The sequence below is a fragment of the Chitinolyticbacter meiyuanensis genome, assembly GCF_008033135.1.
Lineage (GTDB): Bacteria > Pseudomonadota > Gammaproteobacteria > Burkholderiales > Chitinibacteraceae > Chitinolyticbacter > Chitinolyticbacter meiyuanensis.
This window is the reverse complement of sequence record NZ_CP041335.1, coordinates 3,535,770-3,559,461: the sequence shown is the minus strand read 5'-3', so window position 1 is coordinate 3,559,461 and position 23,692 is coordinate 3,535,770. Positions and strand designations below refer to the sequence as shown.

General features: G+C 64.1%; 23 protein-coding genes and 1 tRNA gene. 13 read left to right on the top strand and 11 right to left on the bottom strand.

The window, feature by feature from the left end; translation table 11 throughout:
- Positions 1-24: 24 nt before the first annotated feature.
- The 3 genes from hexR to zwf form a co-directional block, all read right to left on the bottom strand.
- Positions 25-876: a transcriptional regulator HexR gene (hexR, locus tag FLM21_RS17085; protein ID WP_148716722.1), complete on the bottom strand. Its 852-nt coding sequence runs from the start codon at positions 874-876 to the stop codon at positions 25-27.
- Between the two features lie 112 nt (positions 877-988).
- Positions 989-1,687 carry a 6-phosphogluconolactonase gene (pgl, locus tag FLM21_RS17080; protein ID WP_148716721.1) on the bottom strand — a complete coding sequence of 233 codons (699 nt, stop codon included), beginning with the start codon at positions 1,685-1,687 and terminating at the stop codon, positions 989-991.
- 212 nt (positions 1,688-1,899) lie between these two features.
- Positions 1,900-3,351, bottom strand: a complete 1,452-nt coding sequence (zwf, locus tag FLM21_RS17075) for a glucose-6-phosphate dehydrogenase (protein ID WP_148716720.1) — start codon at positions 3,349-3,351, stop codon at positions 1,900-1,902.
- Positions 3,352-3,683: 332 nt separating this feature from the next.
- Between zwf and edd the strand changes: the two genes are divergently transcribed.
- The 8 genes from edd to FLM21_RS17035 all read left to right on the top strand — a co-directional run bounded on the left by edd (position 3,684) and on the right by FLM21_RS17035 (position 13,263).
- Complete coding sequence (gene edd, locus FLM21_RS17070) at positions 3,684-5,507, top strand: phosphogluconate dehydratase (protein WP_148716719.1); 1,824 nt, start codon at positions 3,684-3,686, stop codon at positions 5,505-5,507.
- A gap of 93 nt (positions 5,508-5,600) precedes the next feature.
- Positions 5,601-6,224, top strand: a complete 624-nt coding sequence (eda, locus tag FLM21_RS17065) for a bifunctional 4-hydroxy-2-oxoglutarate aldolase/2-dehydro-3-deoxy-phosphogluconate aldolase (RefSeq protein ID WP_148716718.1) — start codon at positions 5,601-5,603, stop codon at positions 6,222-6,224.
- 221 nt (positions 6,225-6,445) lie between these two features.
- Entirely contained in the window at positions 6,446-7,450 is a 1,005-nt protein-coding gene (gap, locus tag FLM21_RS17060) for a type I glyceraldehyde-3-phosphate dehydrogenase (RefSeq protein ID WP_148716717.1), read from the top strand.
- A 241-nt stretch (positions 7,451-7,691) separates the two neighbouring features.
- Complete coding sequence (locus FLM21_RS17055; protein WP_148716716.1) at positions 7,692-8,762, top strand: porin; 1,071 nt, start codon at positions 7,692-7,694, stop codon at positions 8,760-8,762.
- A 243-nt stretch (positions 8,763-9,005) separates the two neighbouring features.
- Entirely contained in the window at positions 9,006-10,250 is a 1,245-nt protein-coding gene (locus tag FLM21_RS17050) for an ABC transporter substrate-binding protein (RefSeq protein WP_246120751.1), read from the top strand.
- Between the two features lie 108 nt (positions 10,251-10,358).
- Complete coding sequence (locus FLM21_RS17045; protein WP_148716715.1) at positions 10,359-11,258, top strand: carbohydrate ABC transporter permease; 900 nt, start codon at positions 10,359-10,361, stop codon at positions 11,256-11,258.
- Positions 11,251-12,108, top strand: coding sequence for a carbohydrate ABC transporter permease (locus tag FLM21_RS17040; RefSeq protein WP_148716714.1), 858 nt, complete (start codon positions 11,251-11,253; stop codon positions 12,106-12,108). The genes FLM21_RS17045 and FLM21_RS17040 overlap by 8 nt, the downstream gene beginning before the upstream one ends.
- Positions 12,109-12,171: 63 nt before the next feature.
- The gene (locus tag FLM21_RS17035; RefSeq protein WP_148716713.1) at positions 12,172-13,263 is read left to right on the top strand and encodes an ABC transporter ATP-binding protein; all 1,092 of its coding nucleotides are present in this window, start codon (positions 12,172-12,174) and stop codon (positions 13,261-13,263) included.
- 182 nt (positions 13,264-13,445) lie between these two features.
- On the opposite strand, the gene FLM21_RS20945 is transcribed toward FLM21_RS17035, so the two are convergent.
- The 4 genes from FLM21_RS20945 to FLM21_RS17020 all read right to left on the bottom strand — a co-directional run bounded on the left by FLM21_RS20945 (position 13,446) and on the right by FLM21_RS17020 (position 17,295).
- Positions 13,446-13,622, bottom strand: coding sequence for a hypothetical protein (locus FLM21_RS20945; RefSeq protein ID WP_187359960.1), 177 nt, complete (start codon positions 13,620-13,622; stop codon positions 13,446-13,448).
- Between the two features lie 86 nt (positions 13,623-13,708).
- The gene (locus FLM21_RS17030; RefSeq protein WP_148716712.1) at positions 13,709-14,035 is read right to left on the bottom strand and encodes a hypothetical protein; all 327 of its coding nucleotides are present in this window, start codon (positions 14,033-14,035) and stop codon (positions 13,709-13,711) included.
- A gap of 111 nt (positions 14,036-14,146) precedes the next feature.
- Positions 14,147-16,612: an ABC transporter permease gene (locus FLM21_RS17025; RefSeq protein ID WP_148716711.1), complete on the bottom strand. Its 2,466-nt coding sequence runs from the start codon at positions 16,610-16,612 to the stop codon at positions 14,147-14,149.
- On the bottom strand, positions 16,609-17,295 hold the full coding sequence (locus tag FLM21_RS17020) for an ABC transporter ATP-binding protein (protein WP_246120749.1): 687 nt from the start codon (positions 17,293-17,295) through the stop codon (positions 16,609-16,611). The genes FLM21_RS17025 and FLM21_RS17020 overlap by 4 nt, the downstream gene beginning before the upstream one ends.
- A 49-nt stretch (positions 17,296-17,344) precedes the next feature.
- Here FLM21_RS17020 and FLM21_RS17015 point away from each other — a divergent pair, with 49 nt between their 5' ends.
- Positions 17,345-17,923 (top strand): arylesterase, encoded by a 579-nt coding sequence (locus tag FLM21_RS17015; RefSeq protein ID WP_222846718.1) that lies wholly within the window; start codon positions 17,345-17,347, stop codon positions 17,921-17,923.
- An 18-nt stretch (positions 17,924-17,941) separates the two neighbouring features.
- Here the strand turns inward: FLM21_RS17015 and FLM21_RS17010 are convergent, their stop codons facing one another.
- The 4 genes from FLM21_RS17010 to FLM21_RS16995 are packed head-to-tail and all read right to left on the bottom strand — an operon-like array spanning position 17,942 to position 20,722.
- Complete coding sequence (locus FLM21_RS17010) at positions 17,942-18,514, bottom strand: BON domain-containing protein (RefSeq protein WP_187359959.1); 573 nt, start codon at positions 18,512-18,514, stop codon at positions 17,942-17,944.
- A 4-nt stretch (positions 18,515-18,518) separates the two neighbouring features.
- Positions 18,519-19,109, bottom strand: coding sequence for a phosphoheptose isomerase (locus FLM21_RS17005; protein WP_148716707.1), 591 nt, complete (start codon positions 19,107-19,109; stop codon positions 18,519-18,521).
- 18 nt (positions 19,110-19,127) lie between these two features.
- Complete coding sequence (locus tag FLM21_RS17000) at positions 19,128-19,466, bottom strand: YraN family protein (RefSeq protein WP_148716706.1); 339 nt, start codon at positions 19,464-19,466, stop codon at positions 19,128-19,130.
- On the bottom strand, positions 19,463-20,722 hold the full coding sequence (locus FLM21_RS16995) for a penicillin-binding protein activator (protein WP_148716705.1): 1,260 nt from the start codon (positions 20,720-20,722) through the stop codon (positions 19,463-19,465). The genes FLM21_RS17000 and FLM21_RS16995 overlap by 4 nt, the downstream gene beginning before the upstream one ends.
- A gap of 36 nt (positions 20,723-20,758) precedes the next feature.
- Between FLM21_RS16995 and rsmI the strand changes: the two genes are divergently transcribed.
- From rsmI to FLM21_RS16975, 4 genes are all read left to right on the top strand, one after another.
- Positions 20,759-21,592: a 16S rRNA (cytidine(1402)-2'-O)-methyltransferase gene (gene rsmI / locus FLM21_RS16990; RefSeq protein ID WP_148717590.1), complete on the top strand. Its 834-nt coding sequence runs from the start codon at positions 20,759-20,761 to the stop codon at positions 21,590-21,592.
- A 50-nt stretch (positions 21,593-21,642) separates the two neighbouring features.
- Positions 21,643-21,727, top strand: a tRNA-Leu gene (locus FLM21_RS16985).
- A 507-nt stretch (positions 21,728-22,234) separates the two neighbouring features.
- Complete coding sequence (locus FLM21_RS16980; protein WP_148716704.1) at positions 22,235-22,798, top strand: PAAR domain-containing protein; 564 nt, start codon at positions 22,235-22,237, stop codon at positions 22,796-22,798.
- Positions 22,798-23,688, top strand: coding sequence for a glycine zipper family protein (locus FLM21_RS16975; protein WP_148716703.1), 891 nt, complete (start codon positions 22,798-22,800; stop codon positions 23,686-23,688). Before FLM21_RS16980 ends, FLM21_RS16975 begins: the two co-directional genes overlap by 1 nt.
- Positions 23,689-23,692 lie beyond the last annotated feature (4 nt).

Sequence of the window (23,692 nt, the reverse complement as noted above, 5' to 3'; positions counted from 1 at the left end):
CGGGCTAGGCGTGGAGGGTAGGGCTCAGAGACCGTGGTCCTGGCCGCGCACCCGCTTTTCTTTGAGGTTGCGTTTCATCTTCTCGAGCTGGTCGATCAGCTCGGGGCCGCGCTTGAGCGCGACGCCGACCGCCAGCACATCGATGATCACCAGGTGGACGATGCGGGTGATCATCGGCGTATAGAGATCCGGATCTTCCATGGTGTCGGCATACAGGCAGATCGAGCAGCGCTTGGCGAGCGGGCTCTTGCTGTGCGTGATGCCGATCACGTCGGCCCCGGCATCGCGCGCGATCTCGACCGAGCGAATCAGGTCGAGCGTACGGCCAGAATTGGATACGGCCACCACGGCGTCGCCGGGCTTGAGCATGGAGGCGCTCATGCCGTGCATGTGCGGATCGGTGTAGGCCACCGTGGGCACGCCGAGGCGGAAGAACTTGTTCTGGGCATCGATGGCGACGGCGCCGGACTGGCCCTGGCCCCAAACTTCGATCTTGTGCGTGTTCGACAGCACCTTGATCGCCCGCTCCAACGCCTCGGTGTCGAGCTCGTTGCGGCAGCGCAGCAGGTGCGAGATGTTGTTGTCGAACAGCTTCTTCGCGAGGTCGTGTGCCGAATCGTCAGCCGACACCATCGAGTGCACGTATGGCACGCCGGACACCAGGCTGCGCGTGAGGCGTAGCTTGAAATCCTGCAGGCCGGAGCAGTTGAGGCTGCGGCAGAAGCGGATCACCGTCGGCTGCGAGACATCGGCGAGTTCGGCGATCTGGGCGATCGGCGCATTGGCGACCAGATTGGGCTGGGCCAGCACCAGCTCGGCGACCTTGCGTTCCGATTTGGAAAGCGAGTCGATCACCGTCTTGATGCGTTCGAGCATGGTTGTTCTCACTCAAACGGTGGCGCGAGTCGGGTGGGACTGCGCGCCTGATTCAGGGCTGTGCCCTTGTAAAGGCGGGGCCTTGCGGCCCCGTCCCCGGTCTGGCTACCGCTTATGCGGCCCAGAAAACATGCTTGTTCGATGACACCGCATCAAGCACGCGGCGGATCGGATACAGCTCGGTGACCGGTTTCTGCTCGGTCATCGCGGTTTGCAGCAGCGATTTCTTGCCATCGCCGGTGATATGAACGATCACATCGCGCGCCTGCGCAATGGTCGGCAGTGTCAGCGTGATGCGCTGGTGCGGCGCCACCGGCGGCGTCACCGAGGCGACGCGCGAGGTGGCGGCGCAGGCGTGCTCCAGCTCGCTGGCGGCTGGGAACAGTGATGCGGTGTGGCCATCGTCGCCCATGCCGAGGATCAGTACGTCGAACGGCGCCGGGATCTCGGCAAAGCGCGCCTCGATCTCGGCCTCGCCCTCGTGCGGTGTGGCGGCGGACGACACCGGCGACACGAAGCGGATGGCGCTGGCGGCGCCGACCAACAAGTTCTGGCGCACGGTGCGCTCGTTGCTGTCGGCATGGTCGACCGGCACCCAGCGCTCGTCGACCAGCGTGGCGACGACCTTGCCCCAGGCCACGTTCTGTTCCGACAGTGCCTTGAACATGCCGGCCGGCGTGCGGCCGCCGGAGACGGCGATGCTGGCGACACCGCGCGCGGCGATCGCGGCGTTCAGATCGGCCGCGATCTTGGCGGCCAGCGCCGCATCGAGTTCGTCCTTGGACGGGAATTCATGCCATTGCAAAGACATTGCTTACCTCGGGTGGATGGGCGACGCGCCGAAATGGGTTCGGCGCGACCTCATTCAATTCATTCAACAATCAACACTTGCCGCGTGCCGGAGCAAAACGCAGCGAGCGGCGCCAGGGCGCGAAGCGGAAGGTCGAGACACCGGAATGGGCTTGATGCCCATGAGGATGTCGAGCCCACCCGCGACAACGCCATGGCGCCGCGCAGCAAGTTTTAACCTTCTTCGTGCCAGCAGAGGCCGTCGCGGGAGAGAAGCGCCGACGACGCGGCCGGTCCCCAGGTACCTGCGGTATACGGCTTGGGCGGCTCGCTGCTGTTTTCCCACGAATCCATGATGGGCTCGACCCACTTCCAGGCCGCGCGTTGCTCGTCGCGGCGCACGAACAGGGACTGGTCGCCACGGATCACGTCCATCAACAGGCGCTCGTAGGCTTCCGGGCTGCGCGAGGCGAAGAAATCCTTGAAGTCGAGGTCGAGGTGGACCGGGCGCAGGCGGAACTGGTTGCCCGGCTCCTTGGCCATCAGGTAGAGGCGGACCGATTCATCGGGCTGCAGCTGGATCACCAGGCGGTTCGGCGTGCCGTGGCGGCCGAAGATGGAATGGGGGGCTTCGCGGAAATTGATGACGATCTCGGCGAGGCGCTCCTGCAGGCGTTTGCCGGTGCGCAGGAAGAAGGGCACGCCAGCCCAGCGCCAGGTCTGGATCTCGGCCTTGAGTGCGACGAAAGTCTCGGTCTTGGAATTGCCCGGCACACCCGGTTCTTCCAGGTAGCCTGGGACCGGCTTGCCGGCAATGGCGCCGGCGCGGTACTGGCCACGCACCACCTGGGTATGGACCGTTTCCGGGGTCAGCGGCTTCAATGCGCGCAGCACCTTCAGCTTCTCGTCGCGCACGGCATCGGCGTCGATGCTGGCGGGCGGTTCCATCGCAACGATGGTCAACAGCTGCAGCAGGTGATTCTGGATCATGTCGCGCAGTGCGCCGGCCTTGTCGTAGAAATCGGCGCGGGTTTCGACACCGACCTGCTCGGTCACGGTGATCTGCACATCGCGGATCCACTCGCGGCGCCACAGCGGTTCGAGCAGCGTGTTGCCGAAGCGCAGCGCCATCAGGTTCAGCACCGGCTCCTTGCCCAGGTAGTGGTCGATCCGGTAGATCTGCTGCTCGCTGAAATATTCGCCGACTTCGTCGTTGATCTTGTTCGACGATTCGAGATCATGGCCCAGCGGCTTTTCCAGTACCACGCGGGCATTGCCTGCATTGAGGCCGACGGCGGCGAGGCTCTTCGAGATCGGCGCGAACAGCGTGGGGGCGGTGGAGAGATAAAAGACGCGGGTGCGTTGCGGAAATTCGCCCAGTACTTCGGCCAGCTTGCCGAATTCGTCCGGGTTGTTGGCATCGAGCTTCAGGTATTCGACGCGGGCAGCGAAGTTCGCCCAGTCCGATTCGTTGTAGTGCTTGCCCAGATAGCCCTTGGCCAGCGCGTGGGCCTTGTCGATGTAGGCGGCAGTGTCGGGCACGCTACGGCCCAGGCAGATGATGCGACCGGCGGCAGGCAGGTTGCCGTCCTGGTGCTGGTGATACAGCGCGGGCAGCAACTTTCTCATTACCAAGTCGCCGGTGCCGCCAAACAGCACCATGTCGAATGCGTCGATCGGGGTCATGACTATCCTTCGTGATTGCGAGTGGCCTCTCGCGGGCCGGGCAGCTGCGGGCAGCCGTCGGGCTGCCGATGTAGTAAGACTGTGTAATCTTACTACGTACTCAAAAATCGGCGCAAACGGTTTCTCCCGAGCCCTTGATTCGATTGGGGTTCTCGGCAATTCACCGTCTGCAGCCCGCGCCGATGCTCGTTATTGTTGCATTGCAACAACAACGTTCGTCGGGTGGTGATGGGTTGATGTTGTTAAGCAGTTGTAGTAAAACTACGCCTCATAGTATGTAGTGCCGTACCCGGTCGCTACTCACCCCCAAGTCCCACGCCCCGGAGTCCGCCATGCCCATCCATCCCCGCTTGGCCGAGGTGACCGCCCGCATCGCTGAGCGTAGCCGGCCGTCGCGCGAGCGCTATCTGCAGTGGCTGGACGCGGCGGCGGCGCAGGAGCCGGTGCGCAAGGGGCTGGCCTGTACCAACCAGGCACATGCCTGGGCGGCGGCTCCCGCGAACGACAAGATCATGCTGCGCGAAATGCGCGCGCCCAACGTGGGCATCGTGTCGTCGTACAACGACATGCTATCGGCGCATCAGCCGTTCGAGACCTTCCCTGCCATCATCAAGGCTGCGGTGCACGAAGTCGGGGCAACTGCCCAGTTCGCCGGTGGCACGCCGGCGATGTGTGACGGGGTGACCCAAGGGCAGCCGGGCATGGAGCTGAGCCTGTTCAGCCGCGACGTGATCGCGATGAGCACGGCAGTGGCGTTGTCACACAACGTATTTGATAGCGTCGTGGCACTCGGGGTCTGCGACAAGATCGTGCCGGGGCTGTTGATTGGTGTGTTGCAGTTCGGCCACCTGCCGGCGGTGTTCATCCCGGCCGGCCCGATGACCTCGGGCATCTCCAACAAGGAGAAAGCCAAGGTGCGCCAGCTGTTCGCCGAGGGCAAGTGCGGCCGCGACGAGCTGCTGGCTTCGGAAGAGGGCAGCTACCACGGTGCCGGCACCTGTACCTTCTACGGCACCGCCAATTCCAACCAGATGCTGATGGAAGTGATGGGCCTGCATCTGCCAGGCGCCGCCTTCGTCAATCCGAACACCCCACTGCGCGATGCACTGACCGCCGCTGCTGCGCGGCGTGCGGCGCAGATCACGGCGCTAGGCCAAGCGTTCACCCCTGTTGGCAAGGTCATCGACGAGAAAGCCATAGTCAACGGCATCGTTGGCTTGCTGGCCACCGGGGGCTCGACCAATCACACCATCCACCTGATCGCCATCGCGCGTGCGGCCGGCATCGTGATCGACTGGAGCGACTTCGACGATCTGTCGCAGATCGTGCCGCTGCTGGCCAAGGTCTATCCGAACGGCTCGGCTGATGTGAATCACTTCCATGCCGCAGGCGGCATGGGTTTCCTGATCCGCGAGCTGCTGGATGCGGGCCTGCTGCACGACGACGTGCTGACCAATGCCGGACCGGGCCTGCGCCGCTATGCGCAGGAGCCATTCCTGATCGAGGGCCAGGTCGAGTGGCGCGATGCACCCGCCATCAGCGGGGATGCCGATGTGCTGGCCCCAGTGGCCAAGGCGTTCAGCCCGGACGGCGGTTTGCGCTTGCTACTGGGGAATGTCGGCCGCGCGGTGATCAAAATTTCCGCGGTAGCACCCGAGCATCGCTTGGTCGAGGCACCGGCCATCGTGTTCGACGATCAGGAAGATGTGCTGGCCGCCTTCAAGCGCGGCGAACTTGAGCGAGATTTCATCGCGGTGCTGCGCTTTCAAGGACCGCGTGCCAATGGCATGCCCGAGCTGCACCAGCTCACCCCGGCGTTGAGCGTGCTGCAGGATCGCGGCTTCAAGGTGGCGTTGGTGACCGATGGCCGAATGTCCGGTGCGTCGGGCAAGGTACCGTCGGCCATCCACATGACGCCTGAAGCGGTCTGTGGCGGCGCGCTGGCCAAGGTGCGGACCGGCGACCTGATGCGGCTCGACGCCGAGGCTGGCGTGATTGAAGCCAAGGTCGATGCCGCGGAATGGGCTGCCCGCGAAGTGGCGACGGCGGACCTGGCGCGCAACGGCCATGGCATGGGGCGCGAGCTGTTCGCCACGTTCCGCGCTGCTGCGACCGCAGCTGAAGAGGGCGCTGTGTCGCTCGGGTTGGCCCACTGATTATTGATATGCAGTTCAGCCGGGCTGCCGGCATCTGGCGTGGCCGGTTCGTCCGACCGTACTGTTCAACTCCATATGGATAGAGCTCAAACAATGAACATCCGCGAAATCATGCGTTCCTGCCCGGTGATGCCGGTGCTGGTGATCGAGAAGGTCGAGCACGCCGTGCCGTTGGCGCAGGCACTGGTCGATGGCGGGATCAAGGTGCTGGAAGTGACGCTGCGCACCGAGGCCGCGCTGGCTTCGGTGAAGGCAATTGCCGAAGCGGTGCCTGATGCGATCGTCGGCGTTGGCACCGTGGTGCGTCCGGAGCAATTTGCCGAGGCCAAGGCAGCCGGTGCCAAGTTTGCCGTGACCCCGGGCCTGACCGAGAAGCTGGCCGCTGCGGCCAAGGCCGCCGGCATGCCGTTGCTGCCGGGCGTAATGACGCCGTCCGAGGTGATTGCCGCGCTGGAGCTGGGGTTCGATGCGCTCAAGCTGTTCCCGGCCGAGCAGGCAGGCAGCCTTGGCATGCTCAAAGCACTGGGTGGCCCACTGCCGCAGGCGTTGTTCTGTCCCACCGGGGGGGTTACGCCGGAATCGGCAACCAAGTTGCTGGCCCTGCCCAATGTCGGTTGCGTCGGCGGTTCCTGGCTTGCGCCCAAGGACAAGGTCAACGCCGGCGATTGGGCTGCGATCACCGCGCTGGCGCGCGAGGCCGCTGCGCTGCGCTCCTGATGGGCCGCCGGATTAGGGCATTCCCGCCCGATCTCGCCATCGGGCATGCTGTAACATGACATACGTAAACTCGCTGCAAGGCTGGATGCAGCGAGTGCTGGATCAGTTGCTTCGCTTCGTCTGCGCGATCTTGTCCTGACACAAGAATCGCGTGGCGGCGCTGCGGCAGCATTCAATCATCCCGGGCTCGCTCGGTCCCACTACTCTCTCGGAGAAGATTCATGGCGATCAAGGTAGGCATCAACGGCTTCGGCCGGATCGGCCGCATGGTATTCCGTGCCGCTGTTTACAACTTTGCGGACGACATCGAAATCGTCGGCATCAACGATCTACTGGAGCCGGACTACCTCGCGTACATGCTCAAGCACGACTCCGTGCATGGCAAGTTCAAGGGCGACGTGAAGGTCGAGAACGGTCACCTCGTGGTCAACGGCAAGACCATCCGCCTGACCGCTGTGAAGGATCCGGCCGAACTGAAGTGGAACGAAGTCGGTGCCGATGTGGTGGTTGAGTCGACCGGCCTGTTCCTGACCAAGGAAACCGCCGAGAAGCACATCGCCGCGGGCGCCAAGAAGGTGATCCTGTCCGCGCCGTCCAAGGACGACACCCCGATGTTCGTCTATGGCGTGAACCACAAGACCTATGCCGGCGAAGCGATCATCTCCAATGCTTCGTGCACCACCAATTGTCTTGCGCCGCTGGCCAAGGTCGTCAACGACACCTTCGGCATCAAGCGCGGCCTGATGACCACCGTGCACGCCACCACGGCAACGCAGAAGACAGTGGATGGCCCGTCCAACAAGGATTGGCGTGGTGGTCGTGGCATTCTGGAAAACATCATTCCGTCGTCGACCGGTGCGGCCAAGGCTGTAGGCGTAGTGATCCCGGAAGTGAAGGGTAAACTGACCGGCATGTCGTTCCGCGTGCCGACGTCCGACGTCTCGGTGGTCGACCTGACGGTCGAGCTGAACAGGGAAGCGAGCTACGAGGAAATCTGCGCCGCGCTCAAGGCCGCTTCGGAAGGCGAGTTGAAGGGCGTGCTCGGCTACACCGACGAGAAGGTGGTCTCCACCGACTTCCGCGGCGAATCGTGCACCTCTGTCTTCGACGCCACCGCCGGTATCTCGCTGGACAAGACCTTCGTCAAACTGGTGTCGTGGTATGACAACGAATGGGGCTATTCGAGCAAGGTGCTCGAAATGGTCCGCGTGATGGCAAGCCGCTGAGTCTTGGCCTCGCTAATCCAGCAAAACCGCCGCTTAGCCGGCGGTTTTGTTTTGTTCGCGCGCCGGATGAGCGGTGGTTTGTTGCGTACAAGCGACAAAGTCCGGCGTAAGACCGTTCCCGGTTTGCGGCTGTCCTGTCGGTTCTTTTATCCTCTGCCTCAGGGTTAAGCCGGAGGTAACAATGGCTTCACCGCTACAAGCTGGTGTTAACCACCATCTTCTTAAATCAGGAGACCTATAAATGTTCAAGCGTGCTCTGGTTGCTGCTTCCGTCGCAGCAGTTTTCGCTGCCCCGGCTTTCGCTGATGTTTCGATCAGCGGCTCCGCCGAAATGGACCTGTTCTATCGCACCAACAACGACAAAGGCAATGGCGAAACTGGCGGCAAGCTGCTGCAAGAAATCGCTATCGTCGTGAACGTCGATGGCAAGGACAAGCTGGATTCGGGCGACGTTCTGTCGTGGCGCCTGGCTCAAAAGGTTGCTACTCCGGATCGCTTTGATTCGTGGGGCATCCGCGAAGCTTGGATCGCTTACGGTGGTTCGTGGGGTACTGTGAAGTTCGGTAACCAATGGTCCGACACCTACCTGATCCAAGACTGGCCGTATGGCTCGAAGGGCTTCTCGGGTACCGTCGGTGAAACCTCGAACGTTGGTTTCGGCCAAGGTATCACCTACGCTTCGCCGAACTTCGGTGGTTTCAACTTCTCGGCTACTTGGGATAGCGGCGACAACTATGGTGGCGACGTTCAAGCCTGGGAAGTCGCTGGTCACTTCGCTGCTGGCAACTTCAACCTCGACGCTGGCTATTATCAAGCTACCGACGGCACTCCGGTTCCTGCTGGTCGTGACTGGGCCGGCGGCCCGTCGAGCACCCGCCCGAACGGTCTGACCCAAGAAATCGGTACCGACTTCGCCAACTGGATCGTCGGTGGCCGTGCAACCTTCGGTGACTTCGCTCTGCGCGCTGCTGTGCGTGGTGCAAACATCGACACCCAAGGTGCTGATGCTGACCAAATCGGTTACCTGATCGGTGGTACCTACTCGTTCGGCAAGAACGCTCTGAGCCTGGGCTACTTCTGGCAAGAAGCTGAGCGCGACAACGTTGCTCAAGACGACAACGACTTCCAAACCATCGGTTTCCAATGGGATTACGGTCTGTCGAAGAACACCGGCGCGTTCCTGCAAATCCGCCACAACATGGTTGGCAACAACTGGGATGCCAACTCGGTTATCTGGCAAAACGCTGACGGCAAGGCCGCTAGCAAGGATAACGCGACCCGTATCCTGGTTGGTACCTGGACCGGCTTCTAATCAGTTCATCTGAGCAGATTAGTAGGTGCAGTAAAAAGGGCAGCTTCGGCTGCCCTTTTTTTCGTTTCTTAAACGCGTATTTCTTTTCGCTATCTGATCGTTTTCTGCCTTCTTTGCATATTCCAGTCGCCAATACGGCAATCGCCTTACATGGCACACCTCATTCCGTAGCCCTTTCGTTGTGACTACAGTTGGTGCATCGAGCACCGCCGTGGGGCGGCTCGTGCCTAGGAGACACAACAAATGCAAGCTTTGCGTATGACGCTGTGCGCCGCGACCATGGCGGTAGCGTTTGCGGCCAATGCCGCGGAAGTGGAAGTGCTGCACTGGTGGACGTCTGGCGGCGAGGCCAAGGCCGCTGCCGAGCTGAAGAAGATGCTCGAAGCCAAGGGCCACAAGTGGAAGGACTTCGCGGTTGCGGGCGGCGCCGGCGAGAACGCGATGACTGCGCTGAAAACGCGCGTGGTGTCCGGCAATCCGCCGACCGCCGCGCAGATCAAGGGCCCGGCGATCCAGGAATGGGGCGAAGAGGGCGTGCTGGCGTCGATCGACGATGTGGCAAAGAAGGAAGGCTGGGACAAGCTGCTGCCGCCGGTGGTCTCCAATGTAATGAAGTACAAGGGCAGCTACGTGGCCGTGCCGGTCAACGTGCACCGCGTGAACTGGCTGTGGGTGAACCCGGAGCTGCTGAAGAAAGCCAATGCCAAGGTGCCTACCACGCTGGACGAATTCTTCGCCGCCGCTGAAGCGCTGAAGAAGGCCGGCATCCAGCCGGTGGCCTATGGTGGCCAGCCGTGGCAGGACGCCACGGTGTTCGAATCGGTGGTGCTGGGTGTGGGCGGTGCGGACTTCTACAAGAAGTCGCTGGTGCAGCTCGACCAGAACAGCCTGAAGAGCCCGACCATGGTGAAGGCGCTGGAAACGTACAAGCGCATCAAGCCGTACACCGACAAAAACGCCCCGGGCCGCGAATGGAACCTGGCGACCGCCATGGTCATCAACGGCAAGGCCGCGATGCAGTTCATGGGTGACTGGGCCAAGGGCGAGTTCCTCGCCGCCGGCAAGGTACCGGGCAAGGACTTCCTGTGTGTGCCGGCCCCAGGTACCGCTGCTGCCTACACCTTCAACATCGACAGCTTCGCCATGTTCAAGTTGCCGAACAAGGATGCCGAGAAGGGCGAGAAGGACTTCGCCTCGGCCGTGATGAGCCCGCAATTCCAGGAAGTGTTCAACCTGAACAAGGGTTCGATCCCGGTCCGTTCCGGCCTCGACATGAGCAAGTTCGACGCCTGCGGCCAGGAATCGGCCAAGGACTTCGCCGCCACCAGCAAGAAGGGTTCGCTGGTGCCGTCGATGGCCCACGGCATGGCAGTCCACTCGGCCACGCAAGGCGCCATCTACGACGTCGTGTCGCAGTTCTGGAACGACGACAAGATGACTGCCAAGCAAGCGGCCGACAAGCTCGCCAACGCAGCCAAGGTCAAGTAACAGCAAGCCCGCCGGCCACCCGACCAGGTGGCTGGTTTCCCGCGGTCCAGCCGTGATCGATACAAGCGCGCGGCCGCGACCCCAACCGGGGTGCCTGGAGAAACAATCATGAGTTCCTACAACGGACCGGCGCAGTACGGCTTTGCGGAGCGCTGGCTGCCGCGGCTGGTGCTGGCCCCGTCTTTCCTGCTGACGCTGGTGTTCGTCTACGGCTTCATCCTGTGGAACGGCTACCTGTCGTTCACCACATCGCGCCTGCTGCCCAACTACGAATGGGCCGGGCTGGCCCAGTACGTCACGCTGTTCGAGAACGAGCGTTGGTGGGTGGCGGTGAAGAACCTGTTCATCTTCGGCGGGTTGTTCATCGGTGGCGCAATGGCCATCGGCATCCTGCTCGCCGTGCTGCTCGACCAGAAGGTGCGCCAGGAAGGCGCACTGCGCACCATCTACCTGTACCCGATGGCGTTGTCGTTCATCGTGACCGGTACCGCCTGGAAATGGATGCTCAACCCGGGCCTCGGCCTGGAAAAGCTGGTGCATGACTGGGGCTTCACCAACTTCACCTTCGATTGGCTGGTGAACCCGGACATGTCGATCTACACCGTGGTGATCGCCGGTATCTGGCAATCGTCCGGCTTCGTGATGGCGCTGTTCCTGGCTGGTCTGCGCGGCATCGACGATTCCATCATCAAGGCGGCGCAGATCGATGGCGCCAGCCTGCCGCGCATCTACTGGAAGATCGTGCTGCCGGCACTACGCCCGGTGTTCTTTTCTACGCTGATGATCCTCGCGCACATCGCGATCAAGAGCTTCGATCTGGTGATGGCGCTCACCGGCGGCGGCCCCGGCTTCTCGTCGGATGTGCCGGCCACTTTCATGTATTCGATGGCATTCACCCGTGGCCAGATGGGCGTTGGCGCAGCCAGCGCGATGATGATGCTGATGACCGTCGCCGCCATCGTGGTGCCTTACCTGTATTCGGAACTGCGAGGCAGCCGCAATGGATAATCAAAACAAGGCTTGGCGCTTTGCGCTCTACGCGGTACTGCTGTACGCCGCCGTCTATTACCTGCTGCCGCTCTACGTCATGGCCACCACCTCGGTGAAGAGCATGGACGAGATCCGGGCTGGCAACCTGATCGCGCTGCCGATGAGCATCACCTTCGATGCCTGGACCAAGGCATGGTCCACAGCGTGTACCGGCGTGGAGTGTGGCGGCTTGTCGCGCTACTTCTGGAATTCGGTGCAGATGGTGATCCCGGCCGTGCTGATTTCCACCACGCTCGGTGCGCTCAATGGCTACGTGCTGTCGAAGTGGCGGTTCCGTGGTTCCGAGCTCACCTTCGCGCTGATCCTGTTCGGCGTGTTCATCCCGTTTCAGGTGGTGTTGCTGCCGATGGCGCAAACGCTGGGCTGGTTCGGGCTCGCACGCTCGGTGGGCGGCCTCGTGTTCGTGCATGTGGTGTTCGGCATCGCATCGACCACGCTGTTCTTCCGCAACTACTACGTGAGTATTCCGGACGAGCTGATCAAGGCGGCACGCCTCGATGGCGCGGGCTTCTGGCGCATCTTCCTCAAGATCGTGCTGCCGATGTCGACGCCGATCGTGATGGTGGTGCTGATCTGGCAATTCACCCAGATCTGGAACGACTTCCTGTTCGGAGTAGTGTTCTCCTCGGGCGACAGCCAGCCGATCACCGTGGGCCTCAACAACCTCGCCAATACCTCGACCAGCGTCAAGGAATACAACGTCGACATGGCCGCAGCCATCATCGCCGCCTTGCCGACCATCATCGTCTACGTGCTGGCGGGCAAGTACTTCGTGCGCGGCCTGACTGCCGGCGCCGTGAAAGGCTGATCGAACAACACCGGAACCGGGCCGCACCGCTTGCGCTGCCCGGGCCAAAAAACGGAGAAACACATGGGCGCACTCGCCATCAAGAACGTCACCAAGAGCTTTGGCGACACCCACATCCTCAAAGGCATCGATATCCATATCGAGGCCGGCGAATTCCTGATCCTGGTCGGCCCATCCGGCTGCGGCAAATCCACGCTGATGAACATCATCGCCGGGCTGGAAGCCCCCACCTCGGGTGAGGTCCACATCGGTGAGCGCGTGGTCAACAACGTGGCACCCAAGGACCGCGACATCGCCATGGTGTTCCAGAGCTACGCGCTCTACCCGACGATGAACGTGCGGCAGAACATCGCCTTTGGCATGGAAACCCGTGGCGTACCGAAAAAGCAGCAGGAGGAGATCATCAGCCGTGTCTCCAAGATGCTGCAGATCGATCATCTGCTCGATCGCAAGCCTGGCCAGCTCTCCGGTGGTCAGCGCCAGCGCGTGGCCATGGGCCGTGCCCTGGCACGCGATCCCAAGCTGTTCCTGTTCGATGAGCCGCTGTCCAACCTCGACGCCAAGCTGCGCGTGGAGATGCGTACCGAGATCAAGCAGCTGCATCACCGCCTGAAGACCACCATCGTGTACGTGACGCACGACCAGATCGAGGCGATGACGTTGGGCGACAAGATCGCGGTGATGAAGGATGGCGTGATCCAGCAGTTCGGCAGTCCCGAGGAAATCTACGAGCGCCCGGCCAACCTGTTCGTTGCCGGTTTCATCGGCTCGCCATCGATGAACTTCATCGAATGCCATCTGGCCGAGCAGGGCGGCGAATACGGCGTCAGCCTGCAGAGCGAGGGCGATGCGCGCTTCGTGGCGCTGCAGAACGGCGCTCGCTTCGCCGATCGCATCGGCCAGAAAGTGATCCTGGGTGCCCGCCCGGAGCAGATCGAGGTTGCTGAAGAGGGCGAAGCGGGTTTGGCCTGCAGGGTGCACCTGACCGAGCCGACCGGCCCGGATACCATGATCTTCACCCAGGTGAACGGCAAGGAAGTGGTCGCCCGCGTGCACCCGCGCGCCGCGCGCCATCCGGGCGAGACCATGCGGCTCAAGCTCGACACCAGCAAGGTGGTGCTGTTCGATCCGCAAACGGAACAACGGCTGGCCTGATCGCCAGTTTCAACGAGTACGGCTTGTGCCCCGCGCGATGCGGGGCTTTTTTTGCGTGGAACAGGCCCTGAGCGGTGTGTCGCTCGCGGCTACAGCGGCAGGATGCCGACAAAACCCAGGGCCAGGATCAGCAGGCTCGCTGCCGCCATCCAGCCTGTGACGCAGGCCGACGACATCGTGCGCTACCACCAGCGCGCCTCGATAAGACGATACTGACCGGCGCGCCGCCAATTGCCGATGGCGCGCACGATACCCAAGAGCGCGTCATCGTCGGCCAGCAGCGGATTGCGGGTGCCCTCGGGCAGCATGTCGCGATAGTGCCGCTCGACATGGTCGTACAACAGGCGCGCCAGGCTCACCTAGAACAGCGAGCCGACCGGGCTGGTGATGAGCAGTGCCGGCAGGCCGTAGTCGAGAAACATCCGGTGCAGCGCCGGATCGGTGCTTATACGAAGAAGCCGCCAAGGAAGATGACTAGTGCGATCGAGCCGATCCAGCCCAGCGCACGATTCAGCACGTAGAGCCGCCGCCAGAACGCGCTCTCGATACGGCGCCAGCCCCCGGTACGATTGATATGGCTCAGCGTGGTGACGAAACCCATCGCGATATCGTCGCCCTGCACCCAGGTATCGCGTTGCGGCAGCAGGTCGCCGTAGTTGCGCGAGATGTAGTCGTAGATCATCCGTGCCAGCAAGGCATAGCTGACCAGGCAGACGATGCTGGTCACGATCAGCGCCGGTACGGCGACTTCCACAAACCAGGTATTCGCCATCTGTTGTTTCCCCCGTTATTGCTAGCAGCATAACCAATGCAGGGCGGCACGGGGAATGCCGGGGTTGCAACTGCGCCATGCGGGACAAGCATGCCTCGCATGGCGGATAAGTCAGCCCGGATCTCGGATCAACGCCAGGGCAGTGGAGCGTGCCAGCTGGCGCCGCTCCCAGGCTGTGACGACGGCGGCGAGCGCAAGGCCGGCCACGGTGCTGTAGAGCGGCAACCACCAGTTCACACCCAAGCTCAAGCCCAGCACCTCGGTGCCGACCGCCCAGCCGGTGAGCGCAGCGGCCAGGCCGGCGACGAGGCCGGCGGTGGCGCCGATCAGCGCGCCTTCCCACCACTGGATGGCGGCAATCTGCCGGCTGTGTGCGCCCAGCGCCCGCAGGATGGCCGCCTCGCGCCGCCGCTCGGGCGCCGAGGTTTCCAGTGCGGCGAGCAGTACCACGATGCCGGCGGCGAGGCAGAACACGAACACCAGCCGCAGTACGCTGGCCGACAGGCCCAGCACCCGGCGCACCTCGCCCAGCACCTGGCCGACGTCGATGAAGGTCACGCTGGGGTAGGCGCGCGACCAGTTGGCCAGCGCATTGCTGTGGCCCGGCGGCAGGTGGAAACTGGTGATCAGGCTGGTGGGTGCATCGGCAAACATCGGCCCGGTGCCGACCACGAAGAAGTTCACCCGGAACGAATCCCACTCGACCGTGCGCAGGTTCGCCACCCTGGCCGAGATCGGCGTGCCGGCCACATCGAAGCCGAGCGTATCGCCGACCTTGATCCCCAGCGTCTCGGCGAGCCCGGCCTCCACCGACCAGCCGCTGCCAGACAGTGGCGTGCCGGCGGTGATGCGGTTGTCCGCCCGCAGCATCTCGCCCCAGGACAGATTGAACTCGCGCTCGGACAGGCGCCGCGCGCGGTCGTCGCCATAGCGCTTGGGATCGACCGGCTTGCCGTTCAACGTCTGCCAACGCGCACGGATCATCGGCTGCAGTACGGCATCCTTGACGCCATCACTGGCGATGCTGGCCTGGAAGGCCTCGGCCTGGTCCGGCTGGATATTGAACGCAAACACATTGGGCGCATCGGCTGGCAGCCTGCGCTCCCACGCGGAGAGCAAATCCCGCTCCACCGCAGTGAGCAGCCACAAGCCCAACAGCCCCACTGCGAGCGCGCCCAGCTGTGCTGCGGACAGCCAGCTGCGCCGCGCCAGTTGCCGCAGCGCGATCCGCGCGGCAAAGCCACGGGCGAAGCGTGATACCAGCTTGAGCAGCAGCCAGCCCAGCAGCCCGGCCACCACCAGTGCTCCGACGATGCCAGCGGCAACCAGCAGCGCCAGCTTGGCGCTGCCCGCCACCCAGTAGAACACCGCGCAGGCCGCGGCCAGCGTCGCGGACAGGCTGAGCCACAGCCGTGGTGGCGCGGTCAGCTCACGCCGCAGCACTCGCGCTGGCGGCGTGCGCGCCAGCTGCATGAGGGTGGGGCCGGCCACGCCGGCGAGCAGCGTCAGCCCCAGCGCGCACGCAGCCAGCCACGGCAGCGGTGTCGGCGCGGGCAGGGCGCGTGGCAGGCTGTCGCGGATCAGCCAGGACAAGGCTTCCTGCGTGATCCAGCCGATGGCGCCGCCGACGACTGCGGCGAGCACGAAGATCAGCGCCAGCTCGATGAACAGCAGGCCGCGGATGCGGGCGCGGGTGGCGCCCAGCGTGACGAACAGCGCCACGCCGTCGGCCTGGCGGGTGCTGTAGCGACGTGCCGACAGCAGCACCGCGGTACCAGCCAGCGTGGCAGCGAGCAGGGTGACGAGGCGCAGGAAGGTTTCCGCCCGCTCCAGCGCGCGGCGTACCTGCGGTTGTGATTCGCGTACATTTTCCAGCCGCTCGCCGCGGCCCAGCTTGGCTTCGGTGGCTGTGCGCCAGCGGCCCACCGCGGCTTCGTCGCCGGCTACCAGCAGCCGGTACCGGATGCGGCTGCCGAAGCCGATCAGGCCCGATTGCGGCAGGTCGCTCGCGTTCATGATCAGGCGCGGCTGCAGCCCGGCAAAATCGAGTGCCACATCCGGCTCGCGGATGATCAGCGCGGTGACGCGCTGCTGCAGCGTACCGAGGCGCAACGTATCGCCCAACCGGAGCTTGAGCCGGCTGGCCAGGCGCTCGTCGATCCAGACCTCGCCGCGGGCAGGCGGATGGGTGGCATCGCGTGCCCCAGCGGTGGTTTGCAGTTGCAGCTTGCCACGCAGCGGGTAGGGGCCGGCGATGGCCTTCACGCTGGTCAGCACCGCGTCGTCACCGGCGCCGGCCATCGAGGTGAAGCTCTGCGTCTGCGAAACGGCGAGCTTGCCTTGGCGGGCCGAAGCCTCGAACGCCGCCGGCAGCGGATGGTCGGCCGAGGCGACCGCGTCGGCAGCCAGCAGGTTGTTGGCCTCGTGGTTCAGCAGGCTGTTCACTCGCCCGGCAAACAGGCCGACGGCAGTCAGCGCGGCGATGGTGACGGCAAGCGCGGCGATCAGCGTGCGATGTTCGCCGGCACGCAAGCCGCGCAGGAACTGGCGCCAGGCCAGCAGGGCCAGCGCCCTCATACGCCCACCTGTTCGGTGACCTGGCCTGCGGCCAGGCGCAGGCGTGCGCTGCAGCGCGCTGCCAGTTTTTCATCGTGGGTGACCAGTACCAGCGTGGTGCCGGTGGAGGCATTGAGCTCGAACAGCAGGTCAGCGATCCGCTCGCCGGTGTGGGTGTCGAGACTGCCTGTGGGCTCGTCGGCGAACAGAATCTGCGGTCCCGGCGCGAAGGCGCGTGCCAGCGCCACCCGCTGCTGCTCGCCCCCGGAGAGCGTGCGCGGTGTATGCGAGCGCCGAGCAGCGAGGCCGACCCGTGCCAGCCAGTCGCCGGCGACTGCCTCTGCGTCGGCCCGGCCGGCCAGCTCCAGCGGCAGCATGGCGTTTTCCAATGCCGTGAGCTCGGGCAGCAGCTGGAACGACTGGAACACGAACCCGGCAACCCGGCCACGCAGGCGGGCGCGGCCGTCCTCATCCATGGCGCCGAGATCCTCGCCTGCCATGCGCACCTTGCCGCGGGTAGGTGTATCGAGCCCGGCCAGCAGTGACAGCAACGTCGATTTGCCCGAGCCGCTGGCGCCGACGATGGCTAAACTGGCGCCTGCGGCCAGCGAGAACGAAACACCGGAGAGGATGTCGAGCTCTTCAGTGGCGGCCGCCACGTGTTTGCCGAGTGCTTCGGCTTCGAGTATGGGAGAGTGGGTCACGATGAAGGGCCTTTGCGGAATGGCGCGTCGCGTTGTGCTGGGCGCATGCATGTTGTTGTGGGCCATGGCGGCAACGGCCGCCGATCCGGTGCTGCTGGTGTTCGGTGATTCTTTGTCTGCCGGCTACGGCATCGCCGCAAAATCGGCGTGGCCAACGCTGCTGGAGGCGGAGTTGAAGCGCCAGGGCAAGCCTTACCGCGTGGTGAACGCCAGCGTCTCCGGTGAAACGACCGCTGGCGGCGTCACCCGGTTCCCGCAGGCGCTCAAGTTGCATCGGCCGCGCCTCGTCATCCTCGAGCTTGGTGCCAACGATGGCTTGCGCGGGTTGCCGGTGAAGGACGCCAAGTCCAACCTTGCCAACATGGTGAAGACCGCGCAAAAGGCCGGCGCCAAGGTCCACCTCGTTGGCATGCAGATGCCACCGAACTATGGTCCCGACTATACCGCCGCCTTCGCCGCCATGTATCCGGCAATCGCCGGCGAATACAAGATCGGCCTCACGCCGTTCCTGCTGGCGCCGGTGATCACCAAGCCCACCCTGTTCCAGCCGGACCAACTGCACCCGACGGCCGAGGCACAACCGATGCTGATGCAGATGATCGCGCGCGATCTCAAGCCGTTGTTGTAGCCGACCTGGCTCGTTTTGTTATGGTTTGATGTCGATGTACTTCACCACGCGTTCCACGCCGCTGATGTAGCTGGCGGCCCGAGCGGCGACATCGGCCAGCGACGAGCTCGATTGGCCCATCAGATAGACCACCTTGCGTTCGGTGGTCACCACGAAGTGGATGGCTTGGGCATCGCCGGCATCGGTCAGGATGGCGGTCTTCACCCGCGCAGTGATCTGGGTGTCGTTCAACCGGTCCGTGGCGGGGGAGGGGGGGGCGACCACCGTCTCGTTGTGCACTACCTTGGCGCCCGGATAGCTGGAGGCGAGCTGTGCCGCGTTCTGCCGGGCGGCATCGTCCGGCACTTCACCGGTGAGCAGTACGCGGCCATTGAACACGTTCACGTTGACGTGGGCGCGCTCCTTGTAGGCATCGATGATGCGGGCGCTGATCTCGGCGGCGATTTTCATGTCGCTGGTCTGGGTCTGCGTCGGGCGCGGATCGGAGCCGACCAGTGCGCCAACGGCGGCGCCGGCCACGAATACCGCCGGCACGCAGGCGGTCAGGCCCAGGGCGGTCACGAGGGTGGTGATGAGCAGGGGCTTCTTCAACAACTTATTCTCCTCCCAGGAGCAGGTAATCCACGGCGTCGGAGAGCGCGTGCAGCACGGTGATGTGTGCTTCGTGGATGTGGGCCGTACGGGTGGCCGGCACGCAGATATGAACGTCATCGCCGCCGAGCAGTTCCCCGATCTGGCCGCCGTCGCGGCCGGTGAGGGCGATGATGCTCATGTGCCGGTCGTGCGCCGCATGCACGGCGGAGATCACATTGGCGGCATTGCCCGAGGGCGAGATCGCCAGCAGCACATCGCCGGCGCGGCCCAGCGCATAGATCTGCTTGGAAAACACCAGGTCGAAATCGTCGTGGCTGCCAAGCGCGGTGAGCACGGAGCTGTCGGTGGTCAGCGCCAGCGCCGCGAGGCCCGGCCGTTCGCGCTCGAACCTGCCCACCATCTGCGCCGCGAAGTGCTGCGAATCGGCAGCCGAGCCACCGTTGCCGCAAGCCAGGATCTTGCCGTCGGCGATCAAGGTCTGCATCAGCTTCTCGGCGGCATCGGCAATGGCCGGGCTCATCAACGCGGCCGTGGCTTGCTGCGCGGCGATGCTGTCGAGGAAATGCTGCTGCACACGTTCGTTCAAATCCATCGTCTTCCTTGGCGGGATTCAGCCCGCGTCAAAACAGTTCTTCAACCAATCGAGCGCGTCGCCGTCGATGCAGACAGCGTCGAAGCGACAGGGCGGGGTGGGGCGCACGCCGAGCAGATAATGTTCGGCGGCAGCGATGATGCGGGCCCGCTTGGTGGCGGTGATGCTGGCGGCCGCACCACCGAAGCTGCGGCTGGCGCGGGCGCGCACCTCGACGAACACCAGGGTGTTGCCGTCGCGGGCAATCAGGTCGATCTCGCCGCGGCGACAACGCCAGTTGCGCTCGACGATGCGCAGACCCTGACGCTGCAGGTAGGCGGCCGCGCGGGCCTCGGCCGCCGCGCCGCGATCGCTCATTGCACCACAGGCAGCGGTTCGACCACCGGCTCCGGCGGCAGCTCGGCCGGGTTGGCCTTGAGCGTGCGCACCGAGAGTCCGCGCTGCACCACGCCGTTGCCGTCGATGGTCAGCTTGCCAGTCAGGCCATCCGGAATGCGGACATTGCCGGGTTCGCTGCTGCGCAGCGCCTGCACCAGCCGGTAGGCATCGACGCCTTGGGCAAACAGTCGTTCCAGATCATTGGTGCGGGTGCGTTTGCGAGCGTAGAAGTCGTAGGTGGGATCATCCGGCGTAGCGAGCCACGGGATGTCGTAGAAGCTGATGCCGGCGAGGTCGACAAGAGCGGTAGCGCCGAGGTTGCCCGGATCAATCTGGCTGGTGGCGAACACCGGCAGATCGTTGCCGATGAAGGGGCGCAGCCTGCGCGCGGTGCGGCTGTCGGTGGCGAGGAACACGCCATCGGCGCCAGTGGCATCGATGCGGGCGCGCAGGTCGTTGAAATTGCTGGCGGCGGAGATCGGCAATACGGCAGGCAGTGCATTGCGCTCGGCCCTCCAGGCACTGCTGAAACCCTGCGCCATGCGCTGGGTGAGGCTGCCATCGGCGACGATCACCGCCGGGCGTTGCACGCCGCGGTCGGCCACCAGCCGCGCGGCCTGCTGGGCCTCGCCTTCGATGGCGAGGCTGAAGCTGTAGAGATTGCGGCGGCGCAGCGTCTCCTCGGCAAAGGCATTGAGCGCCACCACCGGCATCTGGATGTCGGCACCGTCACCAATCAAGCCGATCGCCGTTTTCGACAACGGGCCGATCACCGCGACCGCCCCGTCCTGGCTGGCGCGATCGAATGCGGCGAGGATGTCCTGCTCGTTGTCCTCGGTGGCGATCAGCCGCACACGCGGCGTGCGGGCATCGGCCAGCGTGCGCTCGGCTGCCAGCACGCCGGATTGGATGGTCTCGGCCGCCACGCGCCATTGCTTGGCCTTGGTCGGCAGCAGCAGCGCGATATAGTCCGGACCACGCGTGATCGGCTGCTCGGCGGGCGCGGCTGTCGCCGGAGCGGGAGCGCTGCTGCTGATAGCCGGCTCCGGCTGGAGCGGCTGCAATTCGACTACCGGGGTAGGCATCGGCACCGGGGAGGGCTGCAGCACCAGCGGGGTTTCGCGCTGGGCCGGTTGCGGGCTGGCGCAGCCGCTGGCCGCCACCAGGACGGCACCGTATAGTACGGGCGCGATCAGCCGGCGCCATGGCCGGGCAAGGAGACCGAGAGCGTGCATAGCGAGCCCTTTATCATTACAAGGCCTGCATTATATGTGGTGGCCACGCCCATCGGTAACCTGCGGGATTTTTCGTCGCGCGCACGCGAAGTTCTGGCCCAGGTTGACGTGATCGCCGCCGAGGATACGCGGGTAACCGGCCAGTTGCTGAAGCACTTCGGCATCGGCACGCCGATGATCAGCGTGCGTGAGCACAATGAACGCGCCATGGCGGAGCGCATCGTGGCCCGCCTAGCTGCTGGCGAAGCGGTGGCGCAGGTATCGGATGCCGGCACCCCAGCCATTTCCGATCCAGGCGCCGTACTGGTGGCGGCCGTGCACGCCGCCGGTTACCCGGTGGTGCCGGTGCCCGGCGCCAGTGCGCTGACCACGGCACTTTCCGCCGCCGGTTTCACCTGTCCCCACACGCTGTTCTACGGCTTTCTGCCGCCCAAAGCCAAGCAGCGCCAGGATGCGCTGGCACCGCTGGCACAGCAGCCGCATGTGACGGTGTTCTATGAAGCACCGCACCGCATCCTCGATACGCTGGCAGACCTGGTGGCGGCCTTCGGCGCCGAGCGCACGGCGGTGATGGCGCGCGAACTGACCAAGACCTTCGAAACGATACGCCGCGCTCCACTGGGCGAGCTGGCAGGATTTGTCGAAGCGGACAACAACCAGCAGCGCGGTGAATTCGTGCTGCTGATCGACGCGGCCCCCGAGCAGGATGCCGTTGGCGACGAAGGCGCACACGATGTGGTGCTGGCGCCGTTGGTGGCCGAGCTGCCGGTGAAGCAGGCTGTTGCGCTGGCCCAGGCCATCACCGGTGCGCCGCGCAATGCGCTATATCAGCGTGCACTTACCCTCAAGCAGCAGGACGACGGCGACTGAGCGCGCGCTTGCCAGCACCGAGCCACGCGTTTATGATCGCGCTCTTCCCTGCCCGGGTGGCGAAATCGGTAGACGCAGGGGATTCAAAATCCCCCGCCGCAAGGCGTGTCGGTTCGAGTCCGACCCCGGGCACCAGTAATAAAAACGCGGCTTCCAGCCGCGTTTTTGCTTTCAGCGCTCCTTTCCTAGAGCTTGGGTTTTTGCAAATTGCAAAAACTCGGTCCGCTTCGCCCTTCTGGTCCAGTGGTGATTTCAATACCACTTCGCGATTCCAAGTGGCTCGGCAGGCCAAGCTTCCCGTCGTCTCGCCCGTGTTATCCGTCTGCCACCGGTGTGCCTGTGACGGCCGCTGCAGCCGCCCGATTAAACCGCATGCGCTTGACCGCATAAATCCGCAAGTTTTTGTCGCCGCTGTCAGCAGCGCAGCAGCACGCATTCTGGCTGGCTTCCTGGGCATTTCTGCAGCTGCATAAAAACAGACCTCTTAAGCGCGCAGGCGTGGCGGGGGCACGAGGGCGCGCGCCGGGGCGCAACGGCCCACCGTATGTCGTGGGCCAGGTCACCTTCGGGCGGCCTGCCAGTTGCCCCCTAGGTTGCTGCGTCTTACCATGACGACCGAATAAATATGCGGTTCATGTAAGCATGGCTGGAAAGCTCTTCATCGTGCTGGGTGACAAGACTAGCCACGGCGGCACGGTCGTGTCCGCGCAAAGCCCCATGACGTTTGATGGAAAACCCATCGCCACAGTGGGCGACATGACGGTCTGCCCGCTGTGCAAGGGCAGCTTTGCCATCGTGCAGGGCGGCGACAATATCGCGCTGATGGGGCGGCAGCTCGCGCGAGCAGGTGACAAAACGGCATGCGGCGCAACGCTCATCCCTGCGGGCCAATCGCGCGGTACGCATGAACCTGGCGGCGGCGCTGCAGCGATGACGTCGAGTGGTGCGGCGGCAGCTGCAGCAGCTGTGGTGAGCGCTGCCGCGGCAATGGACAAGCAGGCGATGCAGGAACAGCACGACGAGCAAATCCGCCTGGTCGACGAAGATGGCCGCGCACTTGCCAACGTGCCCTACCACATCACCGATGCGGCAGGAACCAGCTACAAGGGCGTTTCCGACGAGCTTGGCTGCTGCGAGCGCGTGTTTACTGATGGCGCGCAGGATCTGACGGTTTTCGTTGGCGTGGCCGCGCTGGAGAAATGGTAATGGGTGCAGTTGCTCAAACGGTAACGACAAACACGAAGCCGCAGTCCACCTACGACATCACGGCACACCTGATGCCCGCGCGCGCATTCTTCTTCGTGGTGGTGGATGAGGTTGGCAAGGATGGCTTTCTCGTTCGGCGGATATACGCGGCTGCCGATAGCCCGTACCTGGCCAAAATGAACCTATCTCCACTGGGCAACCTGTCAGAGCTCTACCCGGAGCGCTATGGCCTGATCCCAAAGGAATGGAACAGCACGACGTCGATCGCCGAACACGTCATGGGCAACAACAAGTCGCGCTACGTGTCCACAAGCTCGATTTTTCCCGAAGGCTCGCCGCGCTTTGTCGGCAAAGACATCTTTATCGACATCAACAAGGCGATTGCCTCGGGTGCCAGGCTGGTATCGACAGATGAAATCTTGAAGTCGCTCGCCGACTACAAGGTCGCAAATCCTCACCTGGCACGGCGCGTCGACCAGATCGCGAGCTACGTGCGTGAAATCGATAAAGAAGTCTTGATCGAGGGGAGGCGCGTCCCGGCCGGCGCAATCTTCACACCAGGGTCACTGAAAACATCCGCGACACTGGTTCGCGCAGCACGTGTTGTTCAGGTAGTGGGCATTGCGTTCACCGCATACGATCTGGGGCACGCAACTGGACAGTCGTTCAAGGCCAAGAGTGTGAAACCGATTACGGCCGAGGTGGTGCGACAGGCTGGTGGATGGGGCGCTGCCTATGCGGGCTTCAAGGTGGGCGGTGTGGCAGGCGCTGCAGTCGGTATCGAGACCGGGCCCGGCGCCGTGATCACAGGGCTGGTTGGTGGCATCATCTTCGGCGCCGCGGGCTATTTCGGGGCGGACTGGGTTGCCGATCACATCTACGAGAACTAAGGGG

Bases quoted from the DNA above. Each gene is read 5' to 3' on its own strand.
- FLM21_RS17055 (WP_148716716.1), top strand. From the start codon at position 7,692: ATGTTCAAGCGTGCTCTGGTTGCTGCTTCCGTCGCAGCAGTTTTCGCT.
- FLM21_RS17050 (WP_246120751.1), top strand. From the start codon at position 9,006: ATGCAAGCTTTGCGTATGACGCTGTGCGCCGCGACCATGGCGGTAGCG.
- FLM21_RS17035 (WP_148716713.1), top strand. From the start codon at position 12,172: ATGGGCGCACTCGCCATCAAGAACGTCACCAAGAGCTTTGGCGACACC.
- gap (WP_148716717.1), top strand. From the start codon at position 6,446: ATGGCGATCAAGGTAGGCATCAACGGCTTCGGCCGGATCGGCCGCATG.
- FLM21_RS16975 (WP_148716703.1), top strand. From the start codon at position 22,798: ATGGGTGCAGTTGCTCAAACGGTAACGACAAACACGAAGCCGCAGTCC.
- FLM21_RS17040 (WP_148716714.1), top strand. From the start codon at position 11,251: ATGGATAATCAAAACAAGGCTTGGCGCTTTGCGCTCTACGCGGTACTG.
- FLM21_RS17025 (WP_148716711.1), bottom strand. From the start codon at position 16,612: ATGAGGGCGCTGGCCCTGCTGGCCTGGCGCCAGTTCCTGCGCGGCTTG.
- FLM21_RS17005 (WP_148716707.1), bottom strand. From the start codon at position 19,109: ATGGATTTGAACGAACGTGTGCAGCAGCATTTCCTCGACAGCATCGCC.
- FLM21_RS17030 (WP_148716712.1), bottom strand. From the start codon at position 14,035: ATGGCGAATACCTGGTTTGTGGAAGTCGCCGTACCGGCGCTGATCGTG.
- zwf (WP_148716720.1), bottom strand. From the start codon at position 3,351: ATGACCCCGATCGACGCATTCGACATGGTGCTGTTTGGCGGCACCGGC.
- FLM21_RS17000 (WP_148716706.1), bottom strand. From the start codon at position 19,466: ATGAGCGATCGCGGCGCGGCGGCCGAGGCCCGCGCGGCCGCCTACCTG.
- FLM21_RS17045 (WP_148716715.1), top strand. From the start codon at position 10,359: ATGAGTTCCTACAACGGACCGGCGCAGTACGGCTTTGCGGAGCGCTGG.
- edd (WP_148716719.1), top strand. From the start codon at position 3,684: ATGCCCATCCATCCCCGCTTGGCCGAGGTGACCGCCCGCATCGCTGAG.
- hexR (WP_148716722.1), bottom strand. From the start codon at position 876: ATGCTCGAACGCATCAAGACGGTGATCGACTCGCTTTCCAAATCGGAA.
- FLM21_RS17015 (WP_222846718.1), top strand. From the start codon at position 17,345: ATGTTGTTGTGGGCCATGGCGGCAACGGCCGCCGATCCGGTGCTGCTG.
- FLM21_RS16980 (WP_148716704.1), top strand. From the start codon at position 22,235: ATGGCTGGAAAGCTCTTCATCGTGCTGGGTGACAAGACTAGCCACGGC.
- eda (WP_148716718.1), top strand. From the start codon at position 5,601: ATGAACATCCGCGAAATCATGCGTTCCTGCCCGGTGATGCCGGTGCTG.
- pgl (WP_148716721.1), bottom strand. From the start codon at position 1,687: ATGTCTTTGCAATGGCATGAATTCCCGTCCAAGGACGAACTCGATGCG.
- FLM21_RS16995 (WP_148716705.1), bottom strand. From the start codon at position 20,722: ATGCACGCTCTCGGTCTCCTTGCCCGGCCATGGCGCCGGCTGATCGCG.